22 protein-coding genes are annotated in these 26788 nt (G+C 62.8%); 13 read left to right on the top strand and 9 right to left on the bottom strand.

The genetic code is table 11. The features are described from left to right. From JFN93_RS21890 to JFN93_RS21925, 8 genes are all read left to right on the top strand, one after another. Window positions 1–396 carry a response regulator gene (locus JFN93_RS21890; protein WP_199386394.1) on the top strand — a complete coding sequence of 132 codons (396 nt, stop codon included), beginning with the start codon at window positions 1–3 and terminating at the stop codon, window positions 394–396. A 171-nt stretch (window positions 397–567) separates the two neighbouring features. Next, window positions 568–717, top strand: a complete 150-nt coding sequence (locus JFN93_RS21895; RefSeq protein ID WP_199386396.1) for a hypothetical protein — start codon at window positions 568–570, stop codon at window positions 715–717. A 360-nt stretch (window positions 718–1077) separates the two neighbouring features. Beyond that, the gene (locus JFN93_RS21900; protein ID WP_199386398.1) at window positions 1078–1227 is read left to right on the top strand and encodes a hypothetical protein; all 150 of its coding nucleotides are present in this window, start codon (window positions 1078–1080) and stop codon (window positions 1225–1227) included. A 101-nt stretch (window positions 1228–1328) separates the two neighbouring features. Next, window positions 1329–1730: a response regulator gene (locus tag JFN93_RS21905; RefSeq protein WP_199386402.1), complete on the top strand. Its 402-nt coding sequence runs from the start codon at window positions 1329–1331 to the stop codon at window positions 1728–1730. Between the two features lie 422 nt (window positions 1731–2152). After that, on the top strand, window positions 2153–3430 hold the full coding sequence (locus tag JFN93_RS21910) for a YjgN family protein (protein WP_199386403.1): 1278 nt from the start codon (window positions 2153–2155) through the stop codon (window positions 3428–3430). Beyond that, complete coding sequence (locus tag JFN93_RS21915) at window positions 3427–4452, top strand: M48 family metallopeptidase (protein WP_199386405.1); 1026 nt, start codon at window positions 3427–3429, stop codon at window positions 4450–4452. Before JFN93_RS21910 ends, JFN93_RS21915 begins: the two co-directional genes overlap by 4 nt. Window positions 4453–4969: 517 nt before the next feature. Then, window positions 4970–5647 carry a response regulator gene (locus JFN93_RS21920; protein WP_199386407.1) on the top strand — a complete coding sequence of 226 codons (678 nt, stop codon included), beginning with the start codon at window positions 4970–4972 and terminating at the stop codon, window positions 5645–5647. Window positions 5648–5878: 231 nt separating this feature from the next. Further along, entirely contained in the window at window positions 5879–6751 is an 873-nt protein-coding gene (locus JFN93_RS21925) for a tetratricopeptide repeat protein (RefSeq protein ID WP_199386409.1), read from the top strand. Window positions 6752–6804: 53 nt separating this feature from the next. On the opposite strand, the gene JFN93_RS21930 is transcribed toward JFN93_RS21925, so the two are convergent. Further along, complete coding sequence (locus tag JFN93_RS21930) at window positions 6805–8328, bottom strand: carboxypeptidase regulatory-like domain-containing protein (protein WP_199386411.1); 1524 nt, start codon at window positions 8326–8328, stop codon at window positions 6805–6807. A gap of 617 nt (window positions 8329–8945) precedes the next feature. Beyond that, window positions 8946–9797, bottom strand: coding sequence for a ChaN family lipoprotein (locus JFN93_RS21935; RefSeq protein ID WP_199386413.1), 852 nt, complete (start codon window positions 9795–9797; stop codon window positions 8946–8948). 467 nt (window positions 9798–10264) lie between these two features. On the opposite strand from JFN93_RS21935, the gene JFN93_RS21940 reads away from it, so the two are divergent. Together JFN93_RS21940 and JFN93_RS21945 are read left to right on the top strand one after the other, a co-directional pair. After that, window positions 10265–11230 carry an ABC transporter substrate-binding protein gene (locus tag JFN93_RS21940; RefSeq protein WP_199386415.1) on the top strand — a complete coding sequence of 322 codons (966 nt, stop codon included), beginning with the start codon at window positions 10265–10267 and terminating at the stop codon, window positions 11228–11230. Continuing rightward, on the top strand, window positions 11227–13413 hold the full coding sequence (locus JFN93_RS21945) for a PAS domain S-box protein (protein ID WP_199386417.1): 2187 nt from the start codon (window positions 11227–11229) through the stop codon (window positions 13411–13413). Before JFN93_RS21940 ends, JFN93_RS21945 begins: the two co-directional genes overlap by 4 nt. A gap of 86 nt (window positions 13414–13499) precedes the next feature. On the opposite strand, the gene JFN93_RS21950 is transcribed toward JFN93_RS21945, so the two are convergent. The 6 genes from JFN93_RS21950 to JFN93_RS21975 form a co-directional block, all read right to left on the bottom strand. Further along, a complete protein-coding gene (locus tag JFN93_RS21950; RefSeq protein ID WP_199386425.1) occupies window positions 13500–15086 on the bottom strand; it encodes a diguanylate cyclase in 1587 nt (528 codons plus the stop codon). A 403-nt stretch (window positions 15087–15489) separates the two neighbouring features. Continuing rightward, a complete protein-coding gene (locus JFN93_RS21955) occupies window positions 15490–17517 on the bottom strand; it encodes a DUF3443 family protein (protein WP_199386435.1) in 2028 nt (675 codons plus the stop codon). After that, on the bottom strand, window positions 17504–17965 hold the full coding sequence (locus JFN93_RS21960; protein ID WP_199386436.1) for a DUF2844 domain-containing protein: 462 nt from the start codon (window positions 17963–17965) through the stop codon (window positions 17504–17506). Before JFN93_RS21960 ends, JFN93_RS21955 begins: the two co-directional genes overlap by 14 nt. A gap of 523 nt (window positions 17966–18488) precedes the next feature. Then, window positions 18489–19043, bottom strand: coding sequence for a nitrogen regulation protein NR(II) (locus tag JFN93_RS21965; RefSeq protein WP_199386438.1), 555 nt, complete (start codon window positions 19041–19043; stop codon window positions 18489–18491). Between the two features lie 169 nt (window positions 19044–19212). Continuing rightward, the gene (locus JFN93_RS21970) at window positions 19213–19848 is read right to left on the bottom strand and encodes a response regulator transcription factor (RefSeq protein WP_199386440.1); all 636 of its coding nucleotides are present in this window, start codon (window positions 19846–19848) and stop codon (window positions 19213–19215) included. Continuing rightward, on the bottom strand, window positions 19845–22238 hold the full coding sequence (locus JFN93_RS21975; protein WP_199386442.1) for a PAS domain S-box protein: 2394 nt from the start codon (window positions 22236–22238) through the stop codon (window positions 19845–19847). The genes JFN93_RS21970 and JFN93_RS21975 overlap by 4 nt, the downstream gene beginning before the upstream one ends. 191 nt (window positions 22239–22429) lie before the next feature. On the opposite strand from JFN93_RS21975, the gene JFN93_RS21980 reads away from it, so the two are divergent. Together JFN93_RS21980 and JFN93_RS21985 are read left to right on the top strand one after the other, a co-directional pair. Further along, window positions 22430–22831, top strand: a complete 402-nt coding sequence (locus JFN93_RS21980) for a bacteriohemerythrin (protein WP_199386443.1) — start codon at window positions 22430–22432, stop codon at window positions 22829–22831. A 255-nt stretch (window positions 22832–23086) separates the two neighbouring features. Further along, window positions 23087–24022 (top strand): glycosyltransferase family 2 protein, encoded by a 936-nt coding sequence (locus tag JFN93_RS21985; RefSeq protein WP_199386445.1) that lies wholly within the window; start codon window positions 23087–23089, stop codon window positions 24020–24022. Between the two features lie 30 nt (window positions 24023–24052). Here the strand turns inward: JFN93_RS21985 and JFN93_RS21990 are convergent, their stop codons facing one another. Further along, window positions 24053–25795 (bottom strand): cytochrome c3 family protein, encoded by a 1743-nt coding sequence (locus JFN93_RS21990; protein WP_199386447.1) that lies wholly within the window; start codon window positions 25793–25795, stop codon window positions 24053–24055. Between the two features lie 316 nt (window positions 25796–26111). Here JFN93_RS21990 and JFN93_RS21995 point away from each other — a divergent pair, with 316 nt between their 5' ends. Beyond that, on the top strand, window positions 26112–26741 hold the full coding sequence (locus tag JFN93_RS21995; RefSeq protein ID WP_199386449.1) for a nucleotidyltransferase family protein: 630 nt from the start codon (window positions 26112–26114) through the stop codon (window positions 26739–26741). The last annotated feature ends 47 nt before the right edge of the window (window positions 26742–26788 follow it).

The following is a 26788-nucleotide window of genomic DNA, read 5'->3' on the forward strand; positions in this document are numbered from 1 at the left end:
ATGGAAGCCAACGAAGCGGTGAAATCCGGAACGTCGATATTATTGGTGGACGATGATGCCGCTGCCCGGGACACCCTGGGGAGCCTCCTGCCGATCCGTTTCCCGGGGGTGGCGGTCTTCTCCGCGGGGGATGGGACGGAGGGGCTGGCCTCGTTCCAGGAGCACCGGCAGGACATCGTGATCACCGACCTCAGCATGGCGCGGCTGGACGGCTCCCGGATGGCTGCCGAGATCCTCAAGATCTGTCCGACCGCCACGGTCATCGCCATCACCGCCCACACCTCCGGCCCCTCTCTCTCCGACGCACGCGAGGCGGGGATTGCCCATATCCTCAAAAAGCCGCTCAATCTCAAGGAACTTTTGGGACTGTTGGAAGCCATCGTCGGGCGGTGCTAAAGGAGAGCTTTCCGCTGTCATCGTGACGCCGTTTTCTGTACAATGGACTGAACATCGCTTGGTAACGCAGACGCTTCAGACGATGAACTGTCGGGAGATGTGAAGGCAGGAGTCACAACAGCACCGGTTACGGTCTCTTCCCTTTCGTCGCCTGCATGAAAGGGGGGTCCAATGACATCCAGATACGACAAGAAGGCCGCCTCACTTGAGGATATCCTCCGGAAGCTGGAGGCCGATAGATACCACGGCAATATCACTATCCATTACACCCACGGAAAGCCGAGGAAGATTGAATACAAGACGATGGAGGATCTTGACTGAACCGGAGCTCGTCGGGCCAGATAGTGTGCCTTGGCTAATAAAATTGTTGGAAATGGGCGAAGTCCTATGGTAAGGTAACTCCCTGCCCGGGCTTCCCTGCCAAGTCCCGAGCCAAACCTGTTTTGGCTTATCGTAATAAGAGGCCGAACGTCTGCTTTCCCGCATTGCCGGGACCGACGCTCGGCCTTTTTTCGTTTGCGGAGGTGGTGTTTTTTGCCGGCGGTTCCTCCGGGCGTCCGGGCTTCGGCCGGGACCGATGCAAAAGAAGGGAAGCGGTGCAGGATATGGATTTCTTCTCCCCTGGGGAAGGATGTAATTGCGGCTGAGATGCCGATGAAATGGGGCTGGAGGAGTCACCGCATGACGTTGAAGGAGAAGAAAGCACAGTCGCTCCAGGAGATATTGAAACAGCTGGAGGAAACCAAGTATCACGGCAATATCACGATCCATTACACCCACGGCAAGCCGCGCAAAATCGAATACAAGCAGGTGGAGAATCTCGATGAGTAGGTCTCTTTCGGTGTGTACGTTTTGCGGCCGGTTTTTCCCCCGCGATCTCCGTGGGGCAGCGGCAGGGGCCAATGCGGTGTTATCCGGAATGGAGGGGTGAAATGGAAGCCGAGTCAGGGGTGAGGTCGGGCATCTCCGTGCTGGTGGTCGATGACGATGCCGGGGCGCGTGAGGCTTTGGGGCGCATTCTGCCGGTCCGGTTCCCGGGGGTGGCGGTTTTTCTGGCGGAGGACGGCGCAGAGGGGCTCGCCTCCTTTCAAAAGCACCGGCACGAGATCGTCATCACGGATTTGAGCATGTCCCGGGGCGACGGCACCTGGATGGCCGCCGAGATCCGCAAGATGAGCCCGAGGGTGGCGGTCATCGCCATCACCGCGCACACTTCCGGACCCTGTCTCGTCGAGGCGGGCAATGCCGGGATCTCGCACATTTTGAAAAAGCCGCTGAACCTCAAGGAGTTGCTGGGGATTCTGGATAAGCTGGTCGCGGCGCCACGGGGGTAAGAACCGTCGTCGCTTCTTGTTGGCGGGGTCTGATCGCGACAGCAATGTCGCTCCGAATCGAAAAACTCAGTACGGTATCTCTCCCTCCGGCGCTCTTTATTTCATACAAATCAAATCGCATCTTTCTCATAAAATCCCCTCATTCGGAACATCCAACAAAACTGTAACATTATGGACATGTCCATTATGTTACAGCCTGTGGTAACTATCTAATTTCTTAATACCAAAACGGCGGCCGGTGCGTGCCGCTGTAACAAAATGGACAGTAGCCGCTGCGGTGGCGTTTATCTGGTCAGGCTGTAACGCCTTGAATTACGGTGGCTTTTTTCTGCTTTCGGACTGGTACGCTTCTTGTTAACGAATCCTTCGTCAAACACAGGACGATGACCCGATGATCCTGTGGAAGCTTTGGAGGAGAAGGCGTGGCACTGGTCTACATTATCTGCCCACATTGCAGAAACGAGCTCCTGGTGGATGGAGATGAGCACGTCTGCGGGCGCTGCTCGTCCCGGATCGTCTTGAAAAAGGGACAGTATTCTCATTACTTCCCCGGCAACACCCCGAAGATCGATCCGGGGCCGATGGAAGCGGGGAGCGGTCCGGAACCGGCCCCGGGGTGCGCCGTATCTGACGTACCGGAAAACGGTGCGCCGGGGGGCAGCCTCCCGACGCCGCCGGCGCAGCCGCGCTGCCGGGAAAGCTTCTCCTTCCGCTTTACCGCGACCGCCAAGGAATACTTCGGCATCTGGATCGTGAACACCCTGTTGCGGATCGTCAGCCTCGGCTTCTATTCGCCGTGGGCCAAGGTCCGCCGCCGGCGCTACTTCTATGCGAACACCCTGTTGGACGGAGCTCCCTTCGACTACCTGGCCGACCCGCTCGCCATCCTGAAGGGGTGGCTGATCGCCGGTGCCTTCGTGGTCGTCTACTCGGTCTGCAACCGGAGCTATCCCGCCGTCGCCCCGTTCGTGGCGATGTTCTTCTCCGGGGTCTATCCCTGGATCCTGGTCCGCTCCCGCATGTTCAACTGCTTCAATTCGACTTACCGCAACATCCGGTTCCGCTTCACCCCCGATTACAAGGGGGCCTACCGGGAGTTTCTCTGGATGCCGCTGCTTGCGATACCGACCCTGGGGCTCATCATCCCGTACCTGCTGTGGCGCCAGAAGCGCTTCCTGGTGGAGAACACCCATTTCGGGGCCGCCTCCTTCTCCTTCGACGCGACGCCGCGTGCTTTTTACCGCCTCCTGGCGCCGGTCCTCGCCGTCGTGCCGGTCATGATCGGTTCCCTCGTCTGGATCGGCCTGGCCGCCAAGGGGGGCAAGCCGCTCGCCCATCCCGCCCTGGCCCTGGTGCCGGTGGGAACCTTTTTCCTGGCGTATTTCCTGATCCTCGTCTACGTACCGACCGTGATGGCCAACGTGGTCTGGAGCGGCACCTCGATCGGGGGGCTGCGCTTTTCTTTGAACCTGAAGGTCCGGGAGGTGACCTGGATTTATCTCAGCAACATCGTTTCCGTCGTGTTCACCTTGGGGCTCCTGGCCCCGTGGGCGGCGGTACGGATGGCGCGTTACCGCTTCGAGCGCTTCACCGTATCCGGAATCGGGGGGCTGGACAGCGTATCGGCAGGGGAGCGCCAGGAAGTGGGCGCCGCCGGTGAGGAGATCGGCGATCTCCTCGGGTTCGACTTCGGCCTATGATCCGCGGACGCGGGAAATGGTACGACGGGAAGACCTCCCGGCAGCACGAGGTGGAACTGCACCTGGATGCCGGAGCCCTGCGTGTCGTCGGGGTGGGGGTGGACCGGTGCGTCCCGGTGGGGCGTCTGCGGGTCGATCCTCGGCTGGGCAAGGCGGTGCGCGCGGTCCGTTTTCCGGACGGAGAATTGCTGGAGACGGCCGACGACGGCCTGCTCGACCATCTGGAGCGGCGGCAGGGGAGGGGGGCTTTTTTCCGGCAGGTGCACCGCTGGGAGAACAGCCCCCGCCGGGCGGTGATCGCCTTTGTGCTGCTCGCGGCCCTTTCGTTTCTGTTCGTCCGCTTCGGGATCCCGGAACTCGCCGACCGGGCTGCCGCCACCTTTCCCGCGACCACGGAAGGGCTCCTGGGACGGGAGACCCTGCAGATCCTGGATCGAACCCTGCTCGAACCGTCCCGGCTTCCCGCTGCGCGGCAGCGGCAACTGAGGCGGCTCTTCGACGGGGTTACCTCGAGCTACGCCGAGCGGGAGGGGTGGCGCTTGGAATTTCGTTCCGGCGACGTGGTCGGCGCGAATGCCTTTGCCCTCCCTGCCGGCATCGTCATCGTCACCGACAAATTGGTGCAGCTCGCCAAAAACGACCAGGAGATCGCCGGGGTGATGGCGCACGAGATCGGCCACTTGACCCGGCGGCACGCACTAAGGCACTTGCTGCGCAACTCGGCGACCGCGCTTTTGGTGGCCTCCGTCACCGGGGACATCACCTCGGTGACCTCGCTGTCGGCGACCCTGCCGACGGCACTGATCGATGCCAAGTACTCGCGCGATTTCGAGAATGAAGCTGACGACGCCGCCGTGGCGTATCTGAAGGGGATGGGGATCCCGACGCGGGTTTACGCGGACATGCTGCGGCGACTGGAGAAGGACCACGAAAAGGATTCCGGAAAAGGGGCCCGGATCGGGGAGCTTTTCCAGGACCACCCGCTGATCGAAGACCGGGTGAACCGGGTGCTGGGGCGATAGCTACCCAGCATGTTCGGCTCCACCCCGGACGCGATCGGCCGAACAAATCCCCCCTGGCCGCTTCACAAACGTGAACGCGAAGGCCTCACCAGTCGTTCGAGCGAACATCAACCCGGTTCCCCGGAAAACCCGGAAGAAAAAAAGTACTGCGCGCCTCAGCGGCCTCTGCGGTCTGCTTTGCGCCGTATTCCGCTGCCCCGATCTTCTTCTGATTAATCATGGAAAAAATGTGCACGCCGGCGGCACTCTTTCTTCCCCGCTTAATTCCTATCCGATAGACGGTTCACAACCATCGCTGATGAAACTCTTCAATATCATTTACCCATTCTCGCTTTTAGCTCCATTCTGGTCACAAGTTAAGCAACCGTAAATCCAATGAAAAATGGGGCGGTGTAGCTAATAGTCCACAGCTTTTTTCGTTGGAATCTGTTATAAGAAGGCGAACTCGCGGTCTGAGGTTGACGGACAGTTTTGCCTGCCAGGAGATCACGAAGCGGCTACAAAAAGGGGTATTCGTTTGACTATTGAAGAGGCATTCGGGGTCGTCATTCGTCGATTACGACGAGATCATGGTTTCTCCCAGGAGAAGCTGTCGGTTTACAGCGGCCTTGACCGTACCTTTATTTCCAATATCGAAGGAGGCAAGCAGCAACCCAGTCTGGTTTCCATATTCGCCTTTGCCAACGCCTTGAAAATTTCTGTCTCTGCCATCCTCCGCGAGGTCGAACTGGTTCTCGGGATGAACTCTCCGGAAACGCTGGATCCCAATGGAAAGAACGACATAATAAAGGTGTTTAATGACATGGACGCTTATCTCAATGACATCGATGCCTCATTCAAGGGATCCGAGACGATACTCTTTGCCGACGACGAGGACATGCTCCTCGAGCTCATGGAGAAATTCCTGACCGGTTGCGGGTATCGCGTGCTGACGGCGAAGGATGGTCAGGAAGCTTCCGATATCTACAAGACCCGGATGGGCGACATCAGCGTCGTGGTCCTGGACGTGCTGATGCCGGGGTTGAGCGGCGTGGAGGCATACCACGAGATCAAGAAGGTCAATCCCGATGCCCAGGTCATTTTCATCAGCGGCTATTCCGCGGATGGACTGAAGGGGCTCACCAGTCCCCGGATCCTTCAGAAGCCGTTTTCGCCGGTGGATCTCCTGCGGGAGATCAGGAGTTCCCTGGTGTAATGCCTCGCCTTCCTTCTGGGCACGGCGGTGCCGGAAGGAGTTGCCTCCCGGACCTCCCGGATTGACGGGCGCAGCAGGCTGCGCCCTTACGAGACGAACCATCCATTCTGTCCAACCGCCCGACCGCCCGCCCCCCCCCGACCCCCGACCCCGGTTTCCCCCTTTCCCTTGACTTCACTTCTGCTTCTCTCTATTGTGGGCGCCGTTTTGGTGCACATCGTTGGAGGGATCATGAAACCAATTTCGCGATGGTATTGCGCTCTCATTGCTGCCGCCCTGGTGCTGGCGTCCGGATCCGGCCACGCCGCGCCTTCCGCCGCTCCGGCGCCGGATACCCGGCCGGCGCTCGGAACGGAAGGCAAAGCCGCGGTGAGGCCGGATCCCGACCAGACCAGCCGGATCAGCGTCTCCGGCATCCTCTGCCCGACCCAGGATTCGGTGGCGCTGCAGCTGTACAACAACGCCATCGAACTCACCGCCCAGGAAAAGCTTGCCGAGGCCGAGGCGCAGTACCGGATGGCGATTGCCCGCGACGCCGGCTACTGCGACGCGATGGATAATCTCGGCCTTTTGATGCGCCGGCAGGGGAGGATCGACGAGGCCGTCACCTGGTACCAGCGTTCGCTCAAGATCAAGCCGGACAACGGCGTCGCCCACCAAAACCTCGCCGCCGGGTATCAGGCGCAGGGGAACCTGGAAGACGCCCAAGCGGAGTACGTCTGGCTGACCGAGCATCAGCCCGGGAACCCGGAGGGATTTTACGGGCTGGGGGCGTGTCTTTTGGGAGGCGGCCGGCTGGACGACGCCATTGCGCGGCTGGAGGTCGCCGAGAGGCTCTATGCCCAAATCCAATCGCCGTTGACCGTGGATGCGAAGTACCTGCTCGGGGTGGCCCATCTCAGGAAGAACGAACTCTCCCGCGCGAGGTCGTACCTGTTGCAGGTCTATCCGCAGGCGAGCGAGGAGCCGAAGCTGAACTACCTGCTCGGTCTTTGCTACCTGGACCCGGAAGGGGGGGACCAGGCGAAGGCGGCCGAGTATCTGCAGAAGGCTAAAAAGCTCGGGGTACCGCTGCCGCCGGAGGTGGAGGGGAAACTGAAGTAAGTATCAAGAAGGGGTTAGCCGGTTGCGGCTAACCCCTTCTTGCTTTCGTTGACCTACTGATGCATGGAGCGGCTCGGCATGTAGTCGTTGTGACAGACGTAGCAGTTCCAGATCCAGTAGCTGTCCCCTTGCAGCTGTTGCGGGATCACGTTGTCCGCCGGATTGGTCGAGACGTATTCGGCGTGGGTACTGTTGTGGCAGGCCTCGCAGTAAATCTGCCCGTTCATCTCCTGTTGGGGGGAGTTGCGGAAGATGGAGTTGCGGTACAAGGTCCCGGGGTTCTCCTGGTGCTTCGCGTCGTGGCAGTCGGCACAGCGCGGTTCCTCGAGCCACGGCTTGCGCCCGGCGGCCAGGGCGGTCGCCATCCCGGTCATGTCGCCGTGGCAGTCCTTGCACTCCTTGCCGGCGTGGAACATGACCCCGCGCAGGCAGTTGGTCCGGGGGCCCGGATGGCAGTTGTAGCAGTCGGGATTTTTCGGGTCGGCGCTGACGTTCACCTTGTCTTTATGGAAGCCGTGCATCGCCAGGGAGAGGTTCTTCACCCCCGGCTTGCCCGAAAGCCCCAGCGCGTTGTCGCCATGGCATTCGGCGCACAGATGGAGCTTGCCGGCGGCCTTGTCGGCGGCGAGGGTGGTCCCGTTGTAGCGGTCGTGGGTCTGCAGGATGTTGACGAAGGTGTTGGTGGCGCCGTGGCAGTTGCTGCAGTTGATCTCCGAGGAGACCGGGGCGACGACGCGGGTCGTGGCGAGGACCGAGCCGGTCCCGTTGTCGGTGACGGTGATGGTTGCGGCACCGTAGGGGTCCCAGGTCCCGTCGTCATCGTAGGGGGTGAGCGGGATGCCGGTGGCGACGAAGCCCAGGCCGTTGGCATCGGGCGCCATGTTTCCCGCCAGCGGCGAGCCGGTGATGCCGACGTTGGGGGTAACCTGCCAACCGTACTGCCGGTAGTTGTACTGCGACGAGTAGTTCCAGAAGTTGTTGTGCAGGGTCGAGTCGGTCTTTTTCGGGAACCGGTAGCTCACCGTGACGCCGCGGGTCACCAGCCCTTCGCCGCGCCGGAACACCTGGACATGGAGGGTGTTGAACGGGGGGAGGATCAAAAGGGTCGAGTAGTCGTCCTGCATGCAATGCATTCCCAGGTCGTTCCAGGCGAGGATGACGTAATCCATGCTGGCCGCCGGGATCATCGCCGACGGGGAGGCGTTGTCGTAGTTGGTGTAGGTATCGTGGCTGGCGGTCAGGGACCAGTTCATCTCGGTGGCGCCGCCCGAATTGACGGTGCAGACCCGTGATGCCGGTTCGTAGCCTGTGGCGGTTGCGACCAGGGTGCGGAAACCGCCGGGGCTCGGCAGGGTGAAAGAGCCGTTGGCATCGGTGACCACGGTCGTGGTCCCGTCGCTGATGGACACCCCGGCGACGGGGGCCCCGGTTGCTGCCGAAACCACCTTGCCGGTGATACTGCCGGTGCCGCTGCTCCCTCCGCTGCTCCCCGATCCGTTGCATCCGGGCAGCCAGCAAAGTGCGATGAGAAGAAACATTCCCCAAAGTAACGTCGCGCCTCGTTTTACCTGCTCCATCGAATACCTCCCCGTTGATACCTGATAGGTTGCCATCAGTACTTATTTGTCAGGGTAGACCTGTACAAGCGCCAATTATCAGGATGCGTGCCAAAGAGGATCGGGTCGGTTGCGGTCAATGAAAGCGTGAGGTTGCATCGCTTGCCGGTGAAGGCAGGGGATATGGAAGGGTGCGAAAAACGGATCAAATTGGTCGGAAATGGAGCGGGATGTTTGGGGGGAGGTGTAGGAGCGACATTCCTGTCGCGATCCGCCGCAGGCGGTGATTCCAGCGGTTTTTCGCGCCTGGAAAGGCGCTCCCACAGGGTAGTGTGGCTGGCTTGCTTTTTAAGGGATTAAATCGCGACAGGAATGTCGCTCCTACTTGTGAGGTCGCCTGATCCCGCAAGGATGTTTTGGGTGTGCTTGGTTCCCCCGAGGATGAAACCGCTCCTCGAAGACGGCAGAGGATTTTTACTGTGGGAGCGCCATTCCTGGCGCGAACCGCCGCAGGCGGTGCCCGCGGTTTCGGTTTTTCGCGCCTGGAAAGGCGCTCCCACAGGGTGGGGGGCTGGCTTGCCTCAGTAAAGGGAGTTGATCGCGACAGGAATGTCGCTCCTAAGGAGAGCGGACGGTACCTATTTCCTCCGCGGCATGAGGTAGTCCAGATCCTCCGGGGTCGGCTTTTGCCACTCGAAATCGACCAGGTCGGGCAGCACCACCTTGTAGCTGAGCTTCCCGTAATCCTTGAGACTGTCGGGGGCGCCGTGCTTGATCGCGTGCCAGGTCCCGGCGATCGCGATCACCTTCGCCTTGGGGGTCTTCTCCAGGTACTGCTCGATACGGTAGGCGAAGGTGTGATTGCGCAGCCCTTGGGCGGCCTCGAAGTTGGCGCGGTTCAACCGGGCCGGCCGGTTGCCGAACACCTGCTCCTGGAGCCGCTTCAAAAACTCGGCCTGGCGCGGCGCCAGGGTCCAGGGGTCTCCCGGAGGCAGCTCCTTGCGCTCCTCTTCGCTCAGCCCCTGGGGGCCGAAGCGGACCACCTTGGCGATGAGCCGTTTCGGGACGTTGAGCGCGATCATCGGGATGCGGTTGTCCCGCGCAAAGATGAAGATATCCCGGTAGAGGCGCCAGTCGTAGGACCAGTTTCGGGCGTAGATCGCTTCGAAGGCGGGCTCGTCGAGTTTTCCCCGGGTCCAGCCGTCGAGCGCCGCCTGGCTCTCGGAGGTGAACATCTCCACCCCGATGGCCAGCTGCGGGTTCTTCGCGTAAAGAGCGCGGATGAGTTCCATCTGCTTGTTATGGAGATCCGGGTCGTCGTGGGTGTCGCCGACGAAGATGACGTCGGAGCGGCCGAGCTCTTCCACGCATTTGCCCAGCTCCACCGGTTGGTGGTCGCTCATGCGCACCAGGGTGGTCGCTGCGCCAGCGCCGATGCTCGTTGCCAGGGTGAGAAAAATTCCCAAAGTCATTGCTGCGAGTGTTTTCACGAGGCTCCTCCGGAGGTAGTTCCGCGGCCAGGACAACCACGATCGGCCTGCCGTGCGGAGCTGTGATAGTAGCGCCGTTTTTGCGTAGAGATAAAGAACTATTTTCGAACCAATCCCTCGTTTCAACCAACTCCGCCGGAAACAGTAGCGCGGCCCCGTAACTCTCATTGCCGGTGCCGCGGTTAAGGCTGTGCCTGTTCCCCTGTCTTGAAAGCTCTCAATAATACGATACAAATAATACCTGTGACATGACTCTCCTGTTCCTATGAGTAAGGATCTCTCGCCAGGATGCGTCGGGTCCTTGGTCCATGAGTACCGTCGTCTGACTGCCGATAGCTGACCCCCTGCATGTCGTATCGAGTCCGTTCGCCGTACCATGGGCACCTCCTTCGGGTGGGGCGGTGGTACGGGCCGCCCGCGCCGAAATTCCGGCGGTCGCGGCCTTTCTCATCCCGGGAGGACGTGCCATGACGTTTCCGGTCCGCCTTGTCTGCCTCCTTCTCCTCGCCGCGGCCATCGGCACGGCCGGCTGCCAGCAGCACTCCAGTGAGCCGCTGCGCATCGTGAGCAGCCCCTGGGCCGGCTACGAACCCCTCTATCTCGCCCGCGACCTCGGCTACCTGGACCCCATCTCGGTGCGGATCACCGAGCTCCCCTCCGCGAACATCACCCTGGAATCCTTCAGTAACGGCTCCGCCGACATCGCCACCCTGACCCTGGACGAGACCGTGACGCTCTTGGCCAAGGGAAAGAAGCTGCGCATCCTGCTGGTCCTGGATGTCTCCAACGGCGCGGACGCGGTGGTCGCCAAGCCGGAGATCGGATCGCTCCTCGCGCTGAAGGGGAAAAGGATCGGCATGGAGAACATCCCGCTCGGGGCCTACCTTTTGAACCGGATGCTGCAGGCCGCCCAGCTCGCCCCGGAACAGGTCCAGGTGGTCCCCATGCCCGAGGACAAGCACGAGAAGGCGTACCTGCAGGGGAAAATCGACGCCGCCGTCACCATGGAGCCCTACAAGAGCAAGATCGTCCAGGCGGGCGGGGTGGTCCTCTTCGACAGCAGCCGGATTCCCGACGAGATCTTCGACGTGGTCGTGGTGCGGGAGGAAATCTACGCCAGCCGGCGCGACGACCTGTGCCGGTTGGCCCGGGAGTGGTTCCACACCCTCGACTATGTGAAGGCGAACCGCGACGAGGCCTACCGGCGCATGAGCAAGCGGATGGGGGTGGACGCGAAGACTTTCGCCGCCTCGATGGCCGGCATCAAGGTGCCGTCCCGGGAGGACAACCGGCGCCTTTTGGGGGGGCGCTCCCCCGCGCTGCTCGCTCCGGCCCAGCGCCTGGTCGACATCATGCTGCAGGCGCACATGATTCCCACCTCGGTCAACATGGCGACCGCCCTGGACCCTGAGTTCGCGGAGTGCTTGAAATGATCCGGGTCCGGCTTTCGCTGCTCATCCCGCTGCTCGTGATCCTGTCGTCGCTGGTCAGCGGGCTGCTCCTGTTCTGGATCGCCATCCACGACGCCCGCCGCTTGATCGAGAGGGAAGGGTTCAACGACCTCAACGCGACCATGACCCATCTGCAGAACATCCTCACCAGCCAGCTCACCCTGGAGAATCCCGAGGATGCCAAACTGAGCCTTTCGGTCTCCGCCCTCCATTCCGGGGTGAAAACCCTGCTCCTTGCCGACCAGAACCATGTCGTGCTGATGGCCAACCGTTACCTGTGGGAGAAGGAGCGGGCCGCCCGCGTCTCCGGCTACGACGAGCAGGCTGCGGCGCAGGTGATGCTGCGCAGCGCGAGCCGCACCGCCGCCGACCCGCAGCGCCCCCTGTTGCGCGGGTACTATCCGGTCACCCTCCGGATGGCGCCCGGCGGGGATCCCCGCATGCAAACGGGGGTCCTCTTCGTGGAGTATGACCTCACGCCGCGCCTGGCCCAGGTGCACCACGATGCCGAGGTCCAGGCCGCCACGTTCGGAGCGGTCATGGTCGCCATCGCGATCGCGGTAGCGGTGCTTTTGCACCAGCTGGTCTCGCGGCGGGTCGCGGAAATCGGCGCGGTCGCGCAACGGTTCACCCTGGGCGATGCCGAGGCGCGGGTGGGGCTGCACGGCAGCTACGAGCTGGCAGAAATCGGCAGCATCTTCGACCGGATGGCCGACAAGATCGCCGAGGACCAGCGGGCCCTGGCTGCTTCGGAACGCAAGATTTCCCTGCACCTCAAGCAGAACATCCTGGGGGTGATCGAGTGGGATCGGGAGTTCCGGGTCCGGGAATGGAACCTGGCTGCGGAAGGGATCTTCGGCTATTCGCGCGAGGAGGCGCTGGAGCGCCGGATGGCCGATCTCATCGTCGCGCCCCGGGCGGTCGTGGCGGTCGACGAGGTGTGGCGTTCGCTTTTGGCCGATACCGGCGGCGGCTACAGCATCAACGAAAACGTGACCCAGGATGGGAGGGTGCTTTTGTGCGAGTGGTTCAACACTCCGCTTCCCGACGAAGAGGGCACCGTCACCGGGGTGATGTCGCTGGTCCGGGATATCACCGAACAAAGGAAAATGGAAGAGTCGCTGCGGCAGCGGGAGGCGGAACTCAAGGAGTCACAGCGCCTGGCGCATATCGGCAGCTGGGACTGGGACGCGGAGAGCGACGTCATTTGGTGGTCCGACGAATGCTACCGCATCTACGGCTTCGACCCTACGCGCTCGCTCAGTTTCGAGGAGCACAAGCAGCTCTATACCAAGGAGAGCGCGGAGCGTCTCGATACGGCGGTCCGGTGGACGATGGAGTCCGGATCCCCCTACGAGCTCGATCTCGAGCTGGCTCATCCCAGCGCCGCGACGCGCTGGATCCTGGCCCGAGGGGAGGCGAAGCGGGACGCCTCGGGGAACCTGCGGGGGCTGCGCGGCACCGCCCTTAACATCACCGAGCGCAAGCAGGCCGAAGATGAGCTGCGCCGGATGTATCGCGACCTGGAGCAGAGCGAGGAGCGGTATCGTCTGGTTTTCGAAAGCTCGCCGGTATCCCTTTGGGAAGAGGATTTCTCCGGGGTGAAGGCGCTCTTTGACGATTTGAGACGGGAGGGGGTGGTCGAGCTCGACGCCTACCTGGAGGCCCACCCGGAGGTGCTGTCGCGCTGCGCCCAACTGGCCCGGGTGATCGAAGTCAACCGGGCCGCCGTCACGCTGCATGGGGCGCAGAGCAGGGGGGAGCTGCTCAGCGGACTGGCGGACACCTTTACCGAGCAATCCTATACCGCGTTCCGGGAGGAACTGGTCTGTCTCTGGCAGGGGGGGCGGGAGATGGTCCGCGACTCCGAGGTGAAGACGCTTGCGGGCGAGCCCCGGCAGGTGACGGTCTACTTTTCGGTATGTCCCGGGTACGAGGAGAGCCTCGGGATGGTGATCGTGTCGCTTTTCGACATCACGGCCCGCAAGCAAGCCGAAGAGGCGCTGTGGCAGCTCAATGCCGAGCTGGAAAGGAGGGTGGGGCTGCGGACTGCGGAGCTCGAGGCGAAAAACCGGGAACTGGAGCGGGTGAACCGGCTTTTCATCGGCCGCGAGCTGAGAATGGTCGAACTGAAGGAGCAGATCCGGAAGCTGGAACAGGGGTAAGCGTGCTATCGGGTCGGGGAGTGACGGGCGCAGCAAGCCGCGTCCCTGCGAGCAGGACGCGAATCGGCTTGCTCATTGATTATTGATCATGGCTCATTGAAGAGGCAGACCCGGTTTCTTCCGCCGTTCTTCGCCTGGTAGAGGGCGCAGTCGGCCTTGGAGATCTGCGCCGCCAGGTCCGACGACTCCTCCGTTACGTGCAGACCGATACTCGCGGTCACCGTGAGGGTCTGGTCGCCGGCCTGGATCGGGGTCTTCGCGATGGAGAGCCGTACCCGTTCGGCGAACTTCAGCGCGTCGTTGCGCCCGATGAGCGGCAGGAACAGGAGGAACTCCTCCCCGCCGAAGCGGACCACCAGGTCATAGGGACGGACCTGCCCCCGCAAAAGGCTCGCTACCTGCACCAGCACGACGTCGCCGACATCGTGGCCGTAGCCGTCGTTGACCTTCTTGAAGTGGTCGATGTCCAGCATCAGCACCGCCGTCGACCCGCTCTGCCTTTTGGCCAGCGCGAACAGCTTGGGTGCCTCCAGCTCGAGATGGCGGCGGTTGCTCAAACCGGTCAGATGGTCGGTGCGGGAGAGTTCGTCCAGCTGCTCCCGGGCCGCCCCGACTTCGCTCATCAGCTCGTTGAAGGTCTCGGCCAGGACCGAGATCTCGTCGTCACCGTCGATCCGTATCGAACCGCAGGAGCCGGGGTTTTTCTTCATCTGCTTGATCTGCGCCGTGAAGCTGTTCAGGTTGGCGGTGACCCGGCGGGTCAGGAACCGGACCAGGGCGACTGAGATGGCGGATACGAAAACCGCCCCGGCGACGAGGAAGAAGGAGAAGGACTTGATCTTCTCGTAGGCCTCGTCCTGGGGATACGACGCGGCGAGGATCCAGTCCGCCATCCGGAGGCGCTTCACCGAGACCACCTGGGGGATGCCGCGCGAGTTGACGGTCTCGCCGCTCCCCTCGAAGCCGGCGAGCGCCCGGTCCAGGAGCTTGTTGACCCCCGGGGGGATGTCGTGTTTCAGGATGCGGGTCTTGTCCGGGTGCAGGATCAGGTCGCGATTGCGGTCGAAGAGGTAGAGGTATCCCCGCTTGCCGATCTTGTAGCCCATCACCTCTTCCAGGAAGATGTCCTTGGTCAGGGAGATGCTCCCGGCGAGAAATCCCTGGATGCCGTTTCCCGAATCGATGGGGACTGCGATGACGATGGAGGGACTGCCGCTTTTGGGAGAGACGTAGGGCTGGGAAATGTCGGGGAGGCCGAGGCTTTCCAGGTGGGTGAGGAATTGATCCAAAAGCACCGTCTTGCTCCCCCGCCTTCCGGGGCGGAACGGGCTTTCGGCGATCAGCTGGTGCTTGCGGTCGAACAGCAGAAGGCCGTTGTCAAAGATGGATAACAGGTCGTGGTTGCTGTCGAGAAAGGCCTGCGCCCGGACCGAATCGGAGAGCGCACCGGGGGGGATCTTGTCGGCAAGCTGGGTGATGGTGAGCATGTTCGCCCCCAGCTTGTCGTCGATGCTGCGGGCGACGAGTTCGGTCAGGGCAAACTGCTGCTTCTGGATGCTTTCCCGCGCCAGCCGCGTGGAGAAAAAGACGGCACCCCAACAGCTCAAACTGGTGACGATGACCAGGTAGATGCTGATGCTGCGCGTGATTCGTCTTTGAATCCCTGTTGCCATGAACTCTCACAACCCCTTTGCCGCCAATCCGCGGGCGAGACGAAAGAGGAGGCGGTGCCTGGGACGGACGGTGAACGATGGGGTTTTTCCGGAGGATTTGATGCCGGGGGTCCGCTTGCCGGTGCGAAAATAACCGCCGGTTCGGTCCGGGATGCGTTGCGGGCGAGAGGTGACTGTAACGCGTTTTGCTTTGATAAACAAGCGCTATTGTTAGTATTTAGACGAGGTAGAGAGTTTTAATGCTAATGTTTGGTTTATGTCATGTAAACGAAGTTTTTTCATTACTTTTTATTGGCTCATTTCTGCTCTATGAGGATAGGTTCCTCTGTCGTGACAGAAAACAATGGGGCTGGCGCCTGGTGCGCCAGCCCCATTGTCTTTTTACCCGCGTCACCCTACTCGGTCAGTAGGCCCAGAACGGGCCGGTGCCCAAGGGAGAGGTGGTTCCCTCGATCCCGACGAAGACGTTGCGCCCCAGGAAGAAGGGAAGTCCCCAGTCGAACCCGCCCAACCCGGACCCGCCCAGGTCGTTGAACACGTTGTTCCCGGTGTGGAAGAGCGACGTGGCGTTGGCGACCGTGAAGTTGAGCGACAGGCTCGGGCTCCCGAAGGCCCCGGTGTTCACTGCGGAGAGGGGAGTCGCGCTCGACGGCGTGTACCAGGTGCCGGTGGAGTCGGTGGTAAAGGAAGGGTAGTCGAAGAACAGGGCGTTCGAGCCGCTGTCGATGAAGCTGTTGCTCAAGGTCGAGCCGTTGAAGGTGGTGGTGAACTCGCCCAGGCTGTCGGCCGGGAAGGTGGTTACCGAGGTGCTGCTGTTGTTGGCGCGGGTTCCGATGCCGAGGATCAGGCTTCCGCTGACCGAGGTGGCGCCGCTCGTCGAGACCGACGGCAGCTGTACCAGGACGCCGTTGTTGTCCTGGGGCAGCAGTGCCACCGGGTTTTGGACCTGGGTGGAGAGGGGCACCGTAGTCCCGGTGCAGGTGGAGCCGCTGCAGCCGTAGTACAGGCCGATGTTGGAGCTGCCCGCGCAGGCCGAGCCGCAGTCCTGGGCGAACAGGCCCACCCCGAGGATGCCGTTGAAGCCGCCGTCGGAGGGACCCAGGTCGGCGCTCTGGCAGGCGCGGGACCGGGTGCCGAAGGTCGAGTCGATCACCTGGATCGGGACCTGGACCGCGGGTTCCCCCCCCAAGGTGACGCTTGCGGTCTGCACCGGTCCCCAGTTGGAGGAGCCGTCCGCATACTGGATGCATTCGGCGAGGGACCGGGAGCCGACGGTTACCTGCGGCAGGGTGACGCTGAGCGCCTGCTTGAAGACCCGCAGCCCGGTGCTTCCGGTGTCGAGCAGGATGTCGGTTATGGTCTGGCAGTTGGAGGTGCCGGGGGTGCAGACGGTGACGCTCACGCACGGCTTGTTGGGATAGGAGCCGGACGAGCAGAGCGATCCGTTCACCGTGATGGCGACGACGTTGCTGGTGGAGCTGGTCCCGGAAACGGTGAGCTGGGTCGAAATGGAGATGGTCCCGTTGAGCGGCTGGGAGATCGCCATCGCGGCGGTGATGGTAACGGTGCCGGCGGCAACCGGCGTCGCCTTCCCGTTGGACCCGGCGGCGTTGCTGATGGTGGCAACGTTGGTATTGGAGGAACTCCAGGTGACCGAACTGGTCAGGTCCCGGGTGGTCCGGTCGGTGAAGGTTCCGGTGGCGGTGAATTGCTGCGTGCCCCCCAAGGCCAGGGTCGGGTTTGTCGGGGTGATCGCGACCGAGGTAAGGGTGGCCGCGGTGACGGTGAGCGTCGTCGATCCGACGATGCCGACGGAGCCGGCCGTGGGGGTGACGGTTGCGGTGATGGTGGTGGTCCCGACCGCGGCTGCGGTCGCCTGGCCGACCGTCCCGGCGCTGTTGCTGATGGTGGCGACCCCAGGGGCCGAGGAGCTCCAGGTGGCGATGTCGGTGACGTCCTGGGTGGTGCTGTCCGAGAAGGTCCCGCTTGCGGTGAAGTTCCGGGTCAGGCCGAGGGCGAGGCTCGAGTCGCCCGGGGCGACGGTGATCGACACCAGCGACGCCCCTGTGACGGTGAGGGTGGTCGAGGCGGTGATGTCCCCCAGGGTGGCGGTTATGGTGGTCTGGCCGACCCCGAGGCCGGTCGCCACGACCGATCCGGCGCTGCTGCCGATGGTCGCGACCGAAGTGGCCGAAGAGGACCAGGTCACGCTCCCGGTGAGGTCGGCGGTGCTGTTGTCGGTATAGGTGCCGGTGACGGTGAAGGCCTGGGTGGTGCCGAGGGCGATCTTCGGGGCCGAAGGGGCGATCGCCAGGGAGGCGAGCACCTTCACCGCGTTGCTCTTGCTGGCGGTAGATCCGCTGGAACTGCCACCGCAGCCGGCAGTTACCAGGAGCAGCAGCAGTAAAAGGAAGAACTTACCTGATCGCATCGATATTCACCCCGCTCGGTACCAGCGCCGGGGCGTAGGCCCGCCCCTGGAGCGCCCGCATGTGCCCCCATTTCTCGACCACCACGTTATCGGTGGTCACCCGCTGGCGTTTGAGTCCGCGGACCCGCTTGCCCTGCTTAAGGGCCGTCGAATATTCCCCCGCATAGCTGCCGAGGAGCTGGGTGAGGTCGGGATGCAGGTACCCCACCCAGGCGATGCCGAAGACGATCCCCGCCGGGGAGACGAACTCGCGCACCGTGGTGCCGTCGTAGGCGATTTCCTCCACGGTGTACCCCGGGCCGGAGGTGGTGGCGCGATGCGCCGCCGACAGAGCTTTGCGGTCGCTCTTGATCGAGTCGACGCTGCCACCGAGGGTAGCTCCGGCAATCGCCGGGAGGAGCAGCGCGCCGGTCAGCAGCGCGGGAAAAGCCAGGTTCGTAATCTTCATCGGAGACGCCTCCGCAGGGTCATAAGATGCTTTGTGCTATCGTTTCATTATGAATGAGCTGGGGATCCCAAATCAATGAGAATGAAAGGTGGAAAAACTCATAGGTATATTCTCACCTTGCGCCTCAGCCGAGTACGTTATGGCGGTGCCGGGAAAGCCCCGGGTAGGAGCGACATTCCTGTCGCGATGGATCGCTGTTCGACCCTGCTGCGTACACGGTGGACTCGTCTTTCCGGGCGCGAATGACGGCAACCGTTGTCACCGCCTCCTGCGGTTCGCGCCAGAAATGGCGCTCCCACCGCATCGGCGAATCGCGCCAGGGATGTCGCTCCAGAAAAGGTCCGTCGCACCGGAATAGGTTCGTCGCACCGGAAAAGGTCCGTCGCACCGGAAAAGGTCGCTCGGCAGGATCGCCACGGGGACCGGATCCGAGGCGATGGTACCGCGCCGGGCGGTAAATTTGGGTGATGCTTTGTAGGGATTTGTAAGGAAGGGAAAGAGCGGAAGGAAGCCTTGGCCCTCGCTACCCCTGCTTGTATTCGCGGGTCCGTTTTTCGAAGCAGGAAGGGCACAGCCCGTGGGTCAGGTCGATGCCGGCGTTGCGGCTCAAAAAGCTCTCCAGATTTTGCCAATATTCCTCGTCGTCGCGCACCTTGCGGCAGTCCATGCAGATCGGTACCAGATCCTGAAAGCTCGACAGCTGGGTGATGTCCTCCACGATGAGGAGGAAGGTTTCCGCATCATAGCTGCTGGTGGTGATGAGGAGCTCGATCACCTCGCCGATGGCACTGCCGCGCTGCAGCATCGCCTTCTTCCTGAGGACGCCCCCCTCCGGACAATCCAGCACCGCGTTGCGGATGACGCAGTTGCGGCAGTGCGGCCCCTTGCCGCACCCACCCGGCTCGTGGGCGTTCAGACACTTGAGGATCTCCCCGCCCAGCCGGCGGGAATACCGCACCTCTTTCAGGTCGACCCACTTGATGGCGGCGTCGTTCATCTTCCGCACCACCATGTTTCGGTCGACCAGGAACATCGGGATGGGAATGGTATTGAAAAGAAGCGCTGCGTCCTGGTGCATGGGAACTCCTCTTGGTTTTATCCGTTAACAGAGTTCTTCGGCGGTTCCTTTCGTTTTCTTTAGCGATCGATGGGAGAATGTATGGATAAGGCATCGCTCCGGCCGCGCCCGGGAAGGGAGCGGCGGCTTCGGTCGCACGCCCGACCAGCCGGCGCAGGCCGGGGTCGCCTCAGCTGATCAGGCCGCTTTTGAGGGCGTGGGTGGCGAGCTGCGCGATGCTGTGCAGCCCCAGTTTGCGCTTCACGTTCATCCGGTGCACCTCGATCATCTTGACGCTCACCCCGAGCTGGTAGGCGATCTCCTTGGTGTTGAGCCCCTGGGCGGTCATCTTCAGCACCTGCAGCTCGCGCTTGGTCAATTCGGCGGTCATCTTCGGGGGAGGGCTCGGGGCGATGCGGTGCATCATGATCTCCTGCGCCCCGGCGCAGAGGTACGGCTTGCCGCGGTGGATGGAGCGAATCGCCGCCACGAGCTCCTCGGCGGCGCAGTCCTTCACCAGGTAGGCCCGGGCGCCGGCCTCCAGGCTCTCCATGACGCAGTTCTCGTCCAGGAACATGGTCAGGATCAAAACGTTGGTGTCGGGGCGCTCGGCCAGGATGCGGCGCGTCGCCACGATCCCCCCCATGTCGGGGAGGGTCAGGTCCATGACCACCACGTCCGGGGAGAGTGCCTGCACCTTGTCGATTGCCTCGGAACCTTCACCCGCCTCGCCGATGATGTGGATGTCATCCTGGTTTTGCAGGATCGCCGAGAGCCCGTCCCTGATGATCTTGTGGTCGTCGACCAGCAGCACGTTGATGCTCATGTTCCTCTCCCCTGTGATTCGGGCTGAAGGCCCTGGTTGGTCTGCGCGGCGAGCGGCATCCTGATGCTGACCCGGGTCCCGCCGCCCGGCGCGGAATCGATCTGGAAGCTCCCTCCCAGGTGCAGGATCCGGCGCCGGACGTTGAAAAGTCCGAAACCGTCGCTTGCGGTGCCGTTGGCCGCCCGCGCCGCCGCGAAGCCGACGCCGTCGTCGGCGACGGTCACCGCGAACCGTTCCTCGACCAGCCCCACCGAAAGCCGGGCCGTCTTGGTCCCGGCGTGCTTGGCGACGTTGATCAGCAGTTCCCGCACGCTGTTGTAAACCTCCATCTGCGCCTCACGGCGGATATCTTTTTTGCGGTTGTCGTCCTGGAATTCAATCTTGAGCCCGTAGTCCTTTTCCAGCTGGCGTGCCAGCCACTTCAGCGCCGCTTCCAGGCCGGCGCTCTCCAGGATCGGGGGGGCGATCAGGTGGGTGAGCCGGCGCACCCGACCGATGGCGGTTTCCAAGAGTCCCTGGATCGTGGCCAGTTCGGCACCCTGGTTTCCGGAAAGCCCCTCCCGGGGGAGCGCCCCGAGCTTGATCCGGGCCAGGGTCAGGTCCTGTCCCAGGGTGTCGTGCAGGTCGGTCGCGATCCGGCGCCGCTCCCGCTCCTCGGCAAGCGACAGCTCCAGGGCCATGTCGCTGAGCTTTTTCTGCTGGTCCAGGAGCTGCTTCGAGGAGCGGTTGAGATCGGTGACGTCGGTACCCATGGCGAGCACGCTGCTGAGCTCCCCTTTGGGGTCCCGCTCCGGCACGAACTTGATCTGGTGGTGGATCTCCTCGTCGCCTTCGACAAAGGACATGTCGAGCAGTTCGGAACGGGCGGAGGCAAGGACCCGCTCCAGTGCCGCGACGAATTCCGGGTAGACCGCCGCATGCCCCAGTTCGCGCGGGCTTTTGCCGTACACCTCATCAAGCGACAACCCCAGCGTTCTTTCCAGGTTGGGGTTGATGTACAGGGTGCGTCCCTGCCGGTCGTAGCGCGAGATGTTCACCGGTATGTTTTCGGCCACGGTGCGGAATTTCGCTTCGCTCTCCCGAAGCGAGGTCTCCAGCCGTTTGCGCTCGGTGATGTCACGGGCCAGGGAGAGGATGTAGCGGGTGGCCCCGAACTCGAAGAGGGTGGAGGTGATCTCGACGGGGAAAACCGCGCCGGACCGGGCGCAATGGCGCGTTTCGAAACGCCGGGTGCCCATCTTCATGAGGTCGGTATAGGCCTGGGCCCTTACCTCGGGGGAATAGTCCGGGTCGATGTCGCAGACGCCGAGCCGGAGCAGTTGCTCCTTTTCGTACCCCAGCGAGCGGCAGGCTTCCTGGTTCACGTAGACGAAGTTTCCCTCCTCGTCGATCAGGAAGGCGGCTTCGCGGACCTTGTCCAGCGCCGCGCTCATCAGCGTGATCAGCTGCTGGGCCTCCCTGCGCTCGGAGATGTCCCGGGCGACGGTGAGGAGGTACTTCCCCCCGCCGTAGATGAAGATCGACGAACTCAGTTCCACCGGGAAGATCCGCCCGTCGCGGGTTCGGTGCCGCGACTCCAGCATCCCGGCGTACCCTCCGTCCGGGGTGCTCGTCAGCACTTTCTCCACCATGGCGTGGGTCACGTCGGGGTTGATGTCGGGAGGGCTCATGGTGAGGAGCTCTTCGCGGCGGTACCCCAGCGAACGGCAGGCGGCGTCGTTCACGTAGGCGAAGCGGTGGGTCTGGTCGATGACCAGAAAGGGGTCCGCGGAGCGGTTCACCGCCTCGGTGAGGATGAACAGTTCCCGCTCGATCTGCTGACGCTGCTCGTGATCGCGTACCCGCATCAGGTTCGCGTGCCCCGCCTCCGCCATCAATTGCACCAACTGGTGCAGAAAGCGGACCGTGTCGGCGACGTGGCTCCGGGAAAGCAGGGGCACCCGCTGCAGCGCGGCCAGGTACGCTTCCGTGTCGAAGCCGAACCGCTCGGCCTCGCGCCGGAACCGGGCGAGGTCCGGGGAGGAGTCCTCGTAGAAAAATTGACCGGCGAAAAAGAGCGCCAGGCGCTTGCCTTCGATCACGATCGGCATGGCGATGTTGACCATGCCGTTTTTGCAGGTACTTTCGAAGACCTCGCCGGCGAAGCTGCGCAGGGTCTCCCGGGTCTGCGGATCACCGCGCCAGCAGCGGGCGAAGCTTTCCGGATTGCTCCAATGGAAACGGGTGCAGACCTCCTCGAACCCGACTCCCAGGATCAGGTTGCCCGTTTCGTCCAGCAGGCCGCAGGCCAGCCCCGACAGGCGGGTATGCAACTGCAGCAGCCGTCTCACCTGGGCGAGATCGACCAGCTGATCGAAGGTATGTTTGGAGACTGCGGGTTCAGGCAACATAGTATGCGATCATATGCATATCCTTAAACAATTCAAGCCATTTTTGCTCATAAATTATATCACTGACTGACTGAGACACAGTCTGTGACTGTACTTCTTCTTGCAAATTCTGCGCTGAAAGTGCATAAAGTAAGGGCGTTTTTTCCGGTGCCAGACAGGGGGAGGCGCTATGTCACAAGGAGGCTTTTGCGATGGGTACTTTGGAATGGAATGATACTTTCAGCGTCAACGTAAAAGAGATCGACGAGCAGCACAAGGTCCTGCTGGGCATGATCAACAAGCTCCACGATTCCGCCAGCGCGGGGACCGACGCGCACCGTGAGATCATCCTCGGCATCCTCGCCTACGCCAAGAGCCACTTCGCCACCGAGGAAAAGTACATGCACCGGTTCCACTATCCCGATTATCACGTACACCGTGCCGAGCACCGCGCCTTTGCCGAAAAGGCCCAGGAACTGAAGCAGCGGCTGGAACACGACGCGCTGATCCTCACCCTGGAGCTGAGCAACTTCCTGCGGGACTGGCTGCGCGGGCACATCCTGGGCTCCGACAAAAGATATGCGTCCCACTTCAACGAACACGGGCTGACCTAGAGCCGTTTCGTTTTAGCGAGCACTAAAGGCCGCCGGTACCGTACCGGTGGCCTTTTTTATGGCGCGACAGGGGGGGGCGGTAGGGTGGGCGCCCCCCCTGCCCACCGTCCATCGGCCACTGTCCGTCGGCCTTGCCGGTAGGCGCGGAGGGACCACCGTGCGGCTTTCCCGGTGTGGTGGCGGTAGGGGAGGCTGGGTATAATAAGGTCTTTTACTGCGGCTGGCCCCGATCTAAAAAGCCGCGGGGGGACCGTCATGGACAAGGTCAGCGTCGTCATCACCTGCTACAACTACGGCAAGTTCGTCGCCGAGGCACTTGCCTCGGTTCGTGCCCAAACCTACCAAAACTGGGAGTGTCTCGTCGTGGACGACGGTTCCACCGACAATTCCCGCGAGATGATCGAATACTTCACGGTCAACGACCTCCGGTTCCGCTACCTCCACCAGGAAAACCGGGGGCTTTCGGCCGCGCGCAACCGCGGCATCAGCGAGGCTACCGGAGAGCTGATCCAGATCATCGACGCCGACGATCTGATCGAGCCGGGAAAGCTCGCCTCCCAGGTCCGCTTCCTCCACGAGCATCCCGAGGTGGATCTGGTCTACGGCGAGTGCCGCTTCTTTTCCGATGAAAACCGCGAGGAGCGCCGTCTTTCCATGTGGGGCCCCGAGCGTCCCTGGATGCCCAACGTTTCCGGAGCGGGACTGGAGATGATCCGCTGGCTGGTGAAGATGAACATCATGGTGGTGAGCGCGCCGCTGGTGCGCCGGTCTACCATCATCGCCGGCGGGAACTTCGACGAAACCCTGCGCTCCAACGAGGACTGGGACCTGTGGCTTCGCTGCGCGATTCAGGGTGCGCGTTTCGCCTACCTCAGCGAGCCGGATACCTACACCTTGATCCGTTACCATCCGGGAAGCCTCAGCCATAACCTTCCCAAGATGGATTCCACCTCCATCTACCTGCACCGGAAGATCCACCGGCTCCTCCCCAACCGGGAGCTCAAGAGGCAGAACCGGCTCAAGATCCGGGAGCTGCGGCACCATTACCTGCACCAGGGCTTTCTCGCCGCACTGGAGGAGATCCGGTTCCGCAGCGACTTCCGGACCGTGGCCCGGTTTTTAGGTTTCTGCGCGGCCAAGTTCGCAATCCGCCTGGCGCAGCGCGCCCGGCTCCTGCTGAAGGTGGGGTGACCCCGGTTCTTCGAGGTTGGTGCGCTCCCCTTATCGGTGCAGCAGCTTTTCCCGACGCGCCCCCTCCGGGTCGGCCCCGAACTTCTGCAGCACCGAGCGGTCCGGCAGCGGCGGCAGGGCGAAGTTCCCGGCGATCTTCCAGGCGTCCTTGAGATAGACCCAGGGGGCGAGCGCGGAGAGGGTGTAGCTGGTCTCGAGGTCGATCTTTTCCGAGCGGATCCCTACGATGGCGAGCCCTGTGCGGTCCGCCACCACCTGGTGGGAACCGGTGAAGGGGAGCGCTCCGGGATCGCCGAACTCCCAGGTCACCTGCTGTATCTGCGCCCCGTCGGGGGTGTCGTGGCATGAGACGCACGAGCGGCTTTTGCCGATCTTGTGCGAGAGCTTGTCCATCTGGATCCAGAGCAGCGCCTTGTTGTTCTCCGGAAGCCCCCCGAACAGGCCGACATACCCCCAGGCGTCGTCGGTGCGTTTGAGCTCCGGCAAGTCGAGCGGGTAGCGCCAGTGCAGCCCGGGCTTAAACGGTGCCGTCTTCTGGTTCATAACCGCCATGGGAAACGGTTTCACCGGGATCCACCGTCCGGCCTGGTCCCGGATCAGGATCGGTTCCGGGAGGTACCCGTAGTACGCCTTGAACTTGAAGTACGGGGTCGGCGTGCCGGCGACCTTGCCCGGCCCCCAGTAGGTCGCCTGGTATCCGGCCACCCGCTGGATATGGCAGGCCTCGCAGGCGAGGTTCCGGTGCCGCGAAGCGGCGTGGCTCGTGACCGCCTCCGGGTGACAGCGGCCGCAGGAGTCGCCCGCCTGCCGCTTCACCATCCCGTGCCCGAGGTTCGGGGCGCTTCTGGTGCTCTCGTGGCAATCGAGGCAGCCGACCTTCGCCTGCAGGTGGACGTCCGGCTCATTTCCTTCCGGAAAGGAGAAGGAACCGCCGAAGTATCCGGCGCCGCGCCGCCGGTCCTCGGGGCCGGCGTGGCAGATGGTGCCGCGTCCGTTGCCGTAGCAACTCTCCGACGGCGGTGTCTTGACGAAGCTGTGGGGGCCGCGCGCCGGGTCCTTCGGATCGCGCGGCTGCGGATTGAAATGGCAATCGAGGCACCCGACGTGGCAGGCGTTGCAGGTCTTCTGGTTGATCCGGCTGCTTTGCTCGGAGATGGGGACCGCCGTGGTGGCGCGCATCGTCTCGAGGTTTCCCGCGAACCAGGGCCCGCAGTTGTGGGGGCCCCGTTCGCTGAGCCATCCCCGGTATTGGCTCTGTTTGCCGTTGGTCCCCATGGTGGAGCGGGAGAATTCTCGGAACTCCCGCTCGTGACAGTTCCCGCAGCTTTTTTGCATGACGGAGAAATCCTGGGTCAGGGTTTCCCGGTTCTTGTCGTGCCAGGAGATGGCGGCCACCCCCGGGTCCCGGACCGGTTTGCCGTCCTTCAGTTTGGCGATGCCGATGCGGTTGACCGCGTTGGTGTCGTACTGCAGGGGGAGCCGCCGTGCCGAGGTGATCGTGGTCAGGCCGCGGTTGGCCACCACCAGCAGGCGCGCCATTCCCTGGTGGGCGGCGCCCGGCTCCAGGGCGGCGGCATTGCCGAGGTGACACTCGGCGCAGGTCGCCGGCATGCGCGTCTGCTCCTTCACCTCCTGCGGGTTGACGTAAAAGCCGCCGTAGCCCGCCGCTTCCATGCGCTGCCGGTTGCCGTGGCAGTCGATACAGCCATCCTGCGCCAGAGTGTTCACCGCGGTTCCTACAACCAGCACTGCTATCAGGAAGATGCGCCTCACGTGAACTCTCCTTAAAAAGGTTGTCAGCAGTCATAGCGGCAGGCAGAAAACTCACTCAGTCGCTGCAATGTAATACCAGGACGGCGCTTTTTTTCAATTTGATCGGCGACATTGTTTCTCTTTTCCGGAGAGGGTAGGTGCTCAGTGGGAAATCCCCTCACCCCGATCCTCTCCCGGAGGAAGAGGGAGCTATCGGTTTCCTTGTATGAAGAGTGACCTAATCGACTTTTTCAATGACGGGCTTTCCTTTGAGGATGCCTTGGGGGAGCTGCCAGCTCCGGGCTCCTCCGGACAGAGTATGAGGTGCATTGAACCTATGCATGAAGCTTCGACACCATACCCGGTAGCCGCCATATTGGTTGCGGCGGGGAAATCGCAGCGGATGGGGACCTGCAAGCAGCTCCTTCCCTTGGGGGAGGAAACCGTGCTTGCGCGTTGTCTGGCTGCGTTACGCGAGGGGGGCATCGCCGACATCGTGGTCGTCGTCTCTCCGGAAGGGGAGGCGGTCGCCGCCGAAGCGGCCCGTTTTGCCGTGCGGGTGGTCGTGAACCCGGACCCGGAGGCGGACATGGCTTCCTCGGTGCGGGCCGGGCGCGAAGCTCTCGCCGCCGGGGCCGGGAGCGTGGCGGTGGCTTTGAGCGACTACCCCCTGGTGCGGGGGGCGACGGTGCGGTCGCTCGTGCAGGCGGCCCGGGAGCAGAAAGGAAGGATCATCCTCCCGCTTTACGCCGGAAGGCGGGGGCATCCGCTGCTTTTGCCCCGGCCGGTACTCGATGAACTGGTCCCGGGGCGGCTGTTGCGCGACCTGGTACGCAGCGACCCGGCGCGGGTCGCCGAGGTGGCGGTGGACGATCCCGGCGTGCTCCTCGACATGGACACCCCGGAGGATTACCGGGCGATGCTGGCTTTTGCCGAGCGGACCGTCGGCACAACTCGCAGACCTTGATCTTTGATAGAGCGCGACGTTCTTTCGGTCTCCGGAGTGCTGGTCTT

It is taken from the genome of Geomesophilobacter sediminis (assembly GCF_016458275.1).
Lineage (GTDB): Bacteria > Desulfobacterota > Desulfuromonadia > Geobacterales > Geobacteraceae > Geomesophilobacter > Geomesophilobacter sediminis.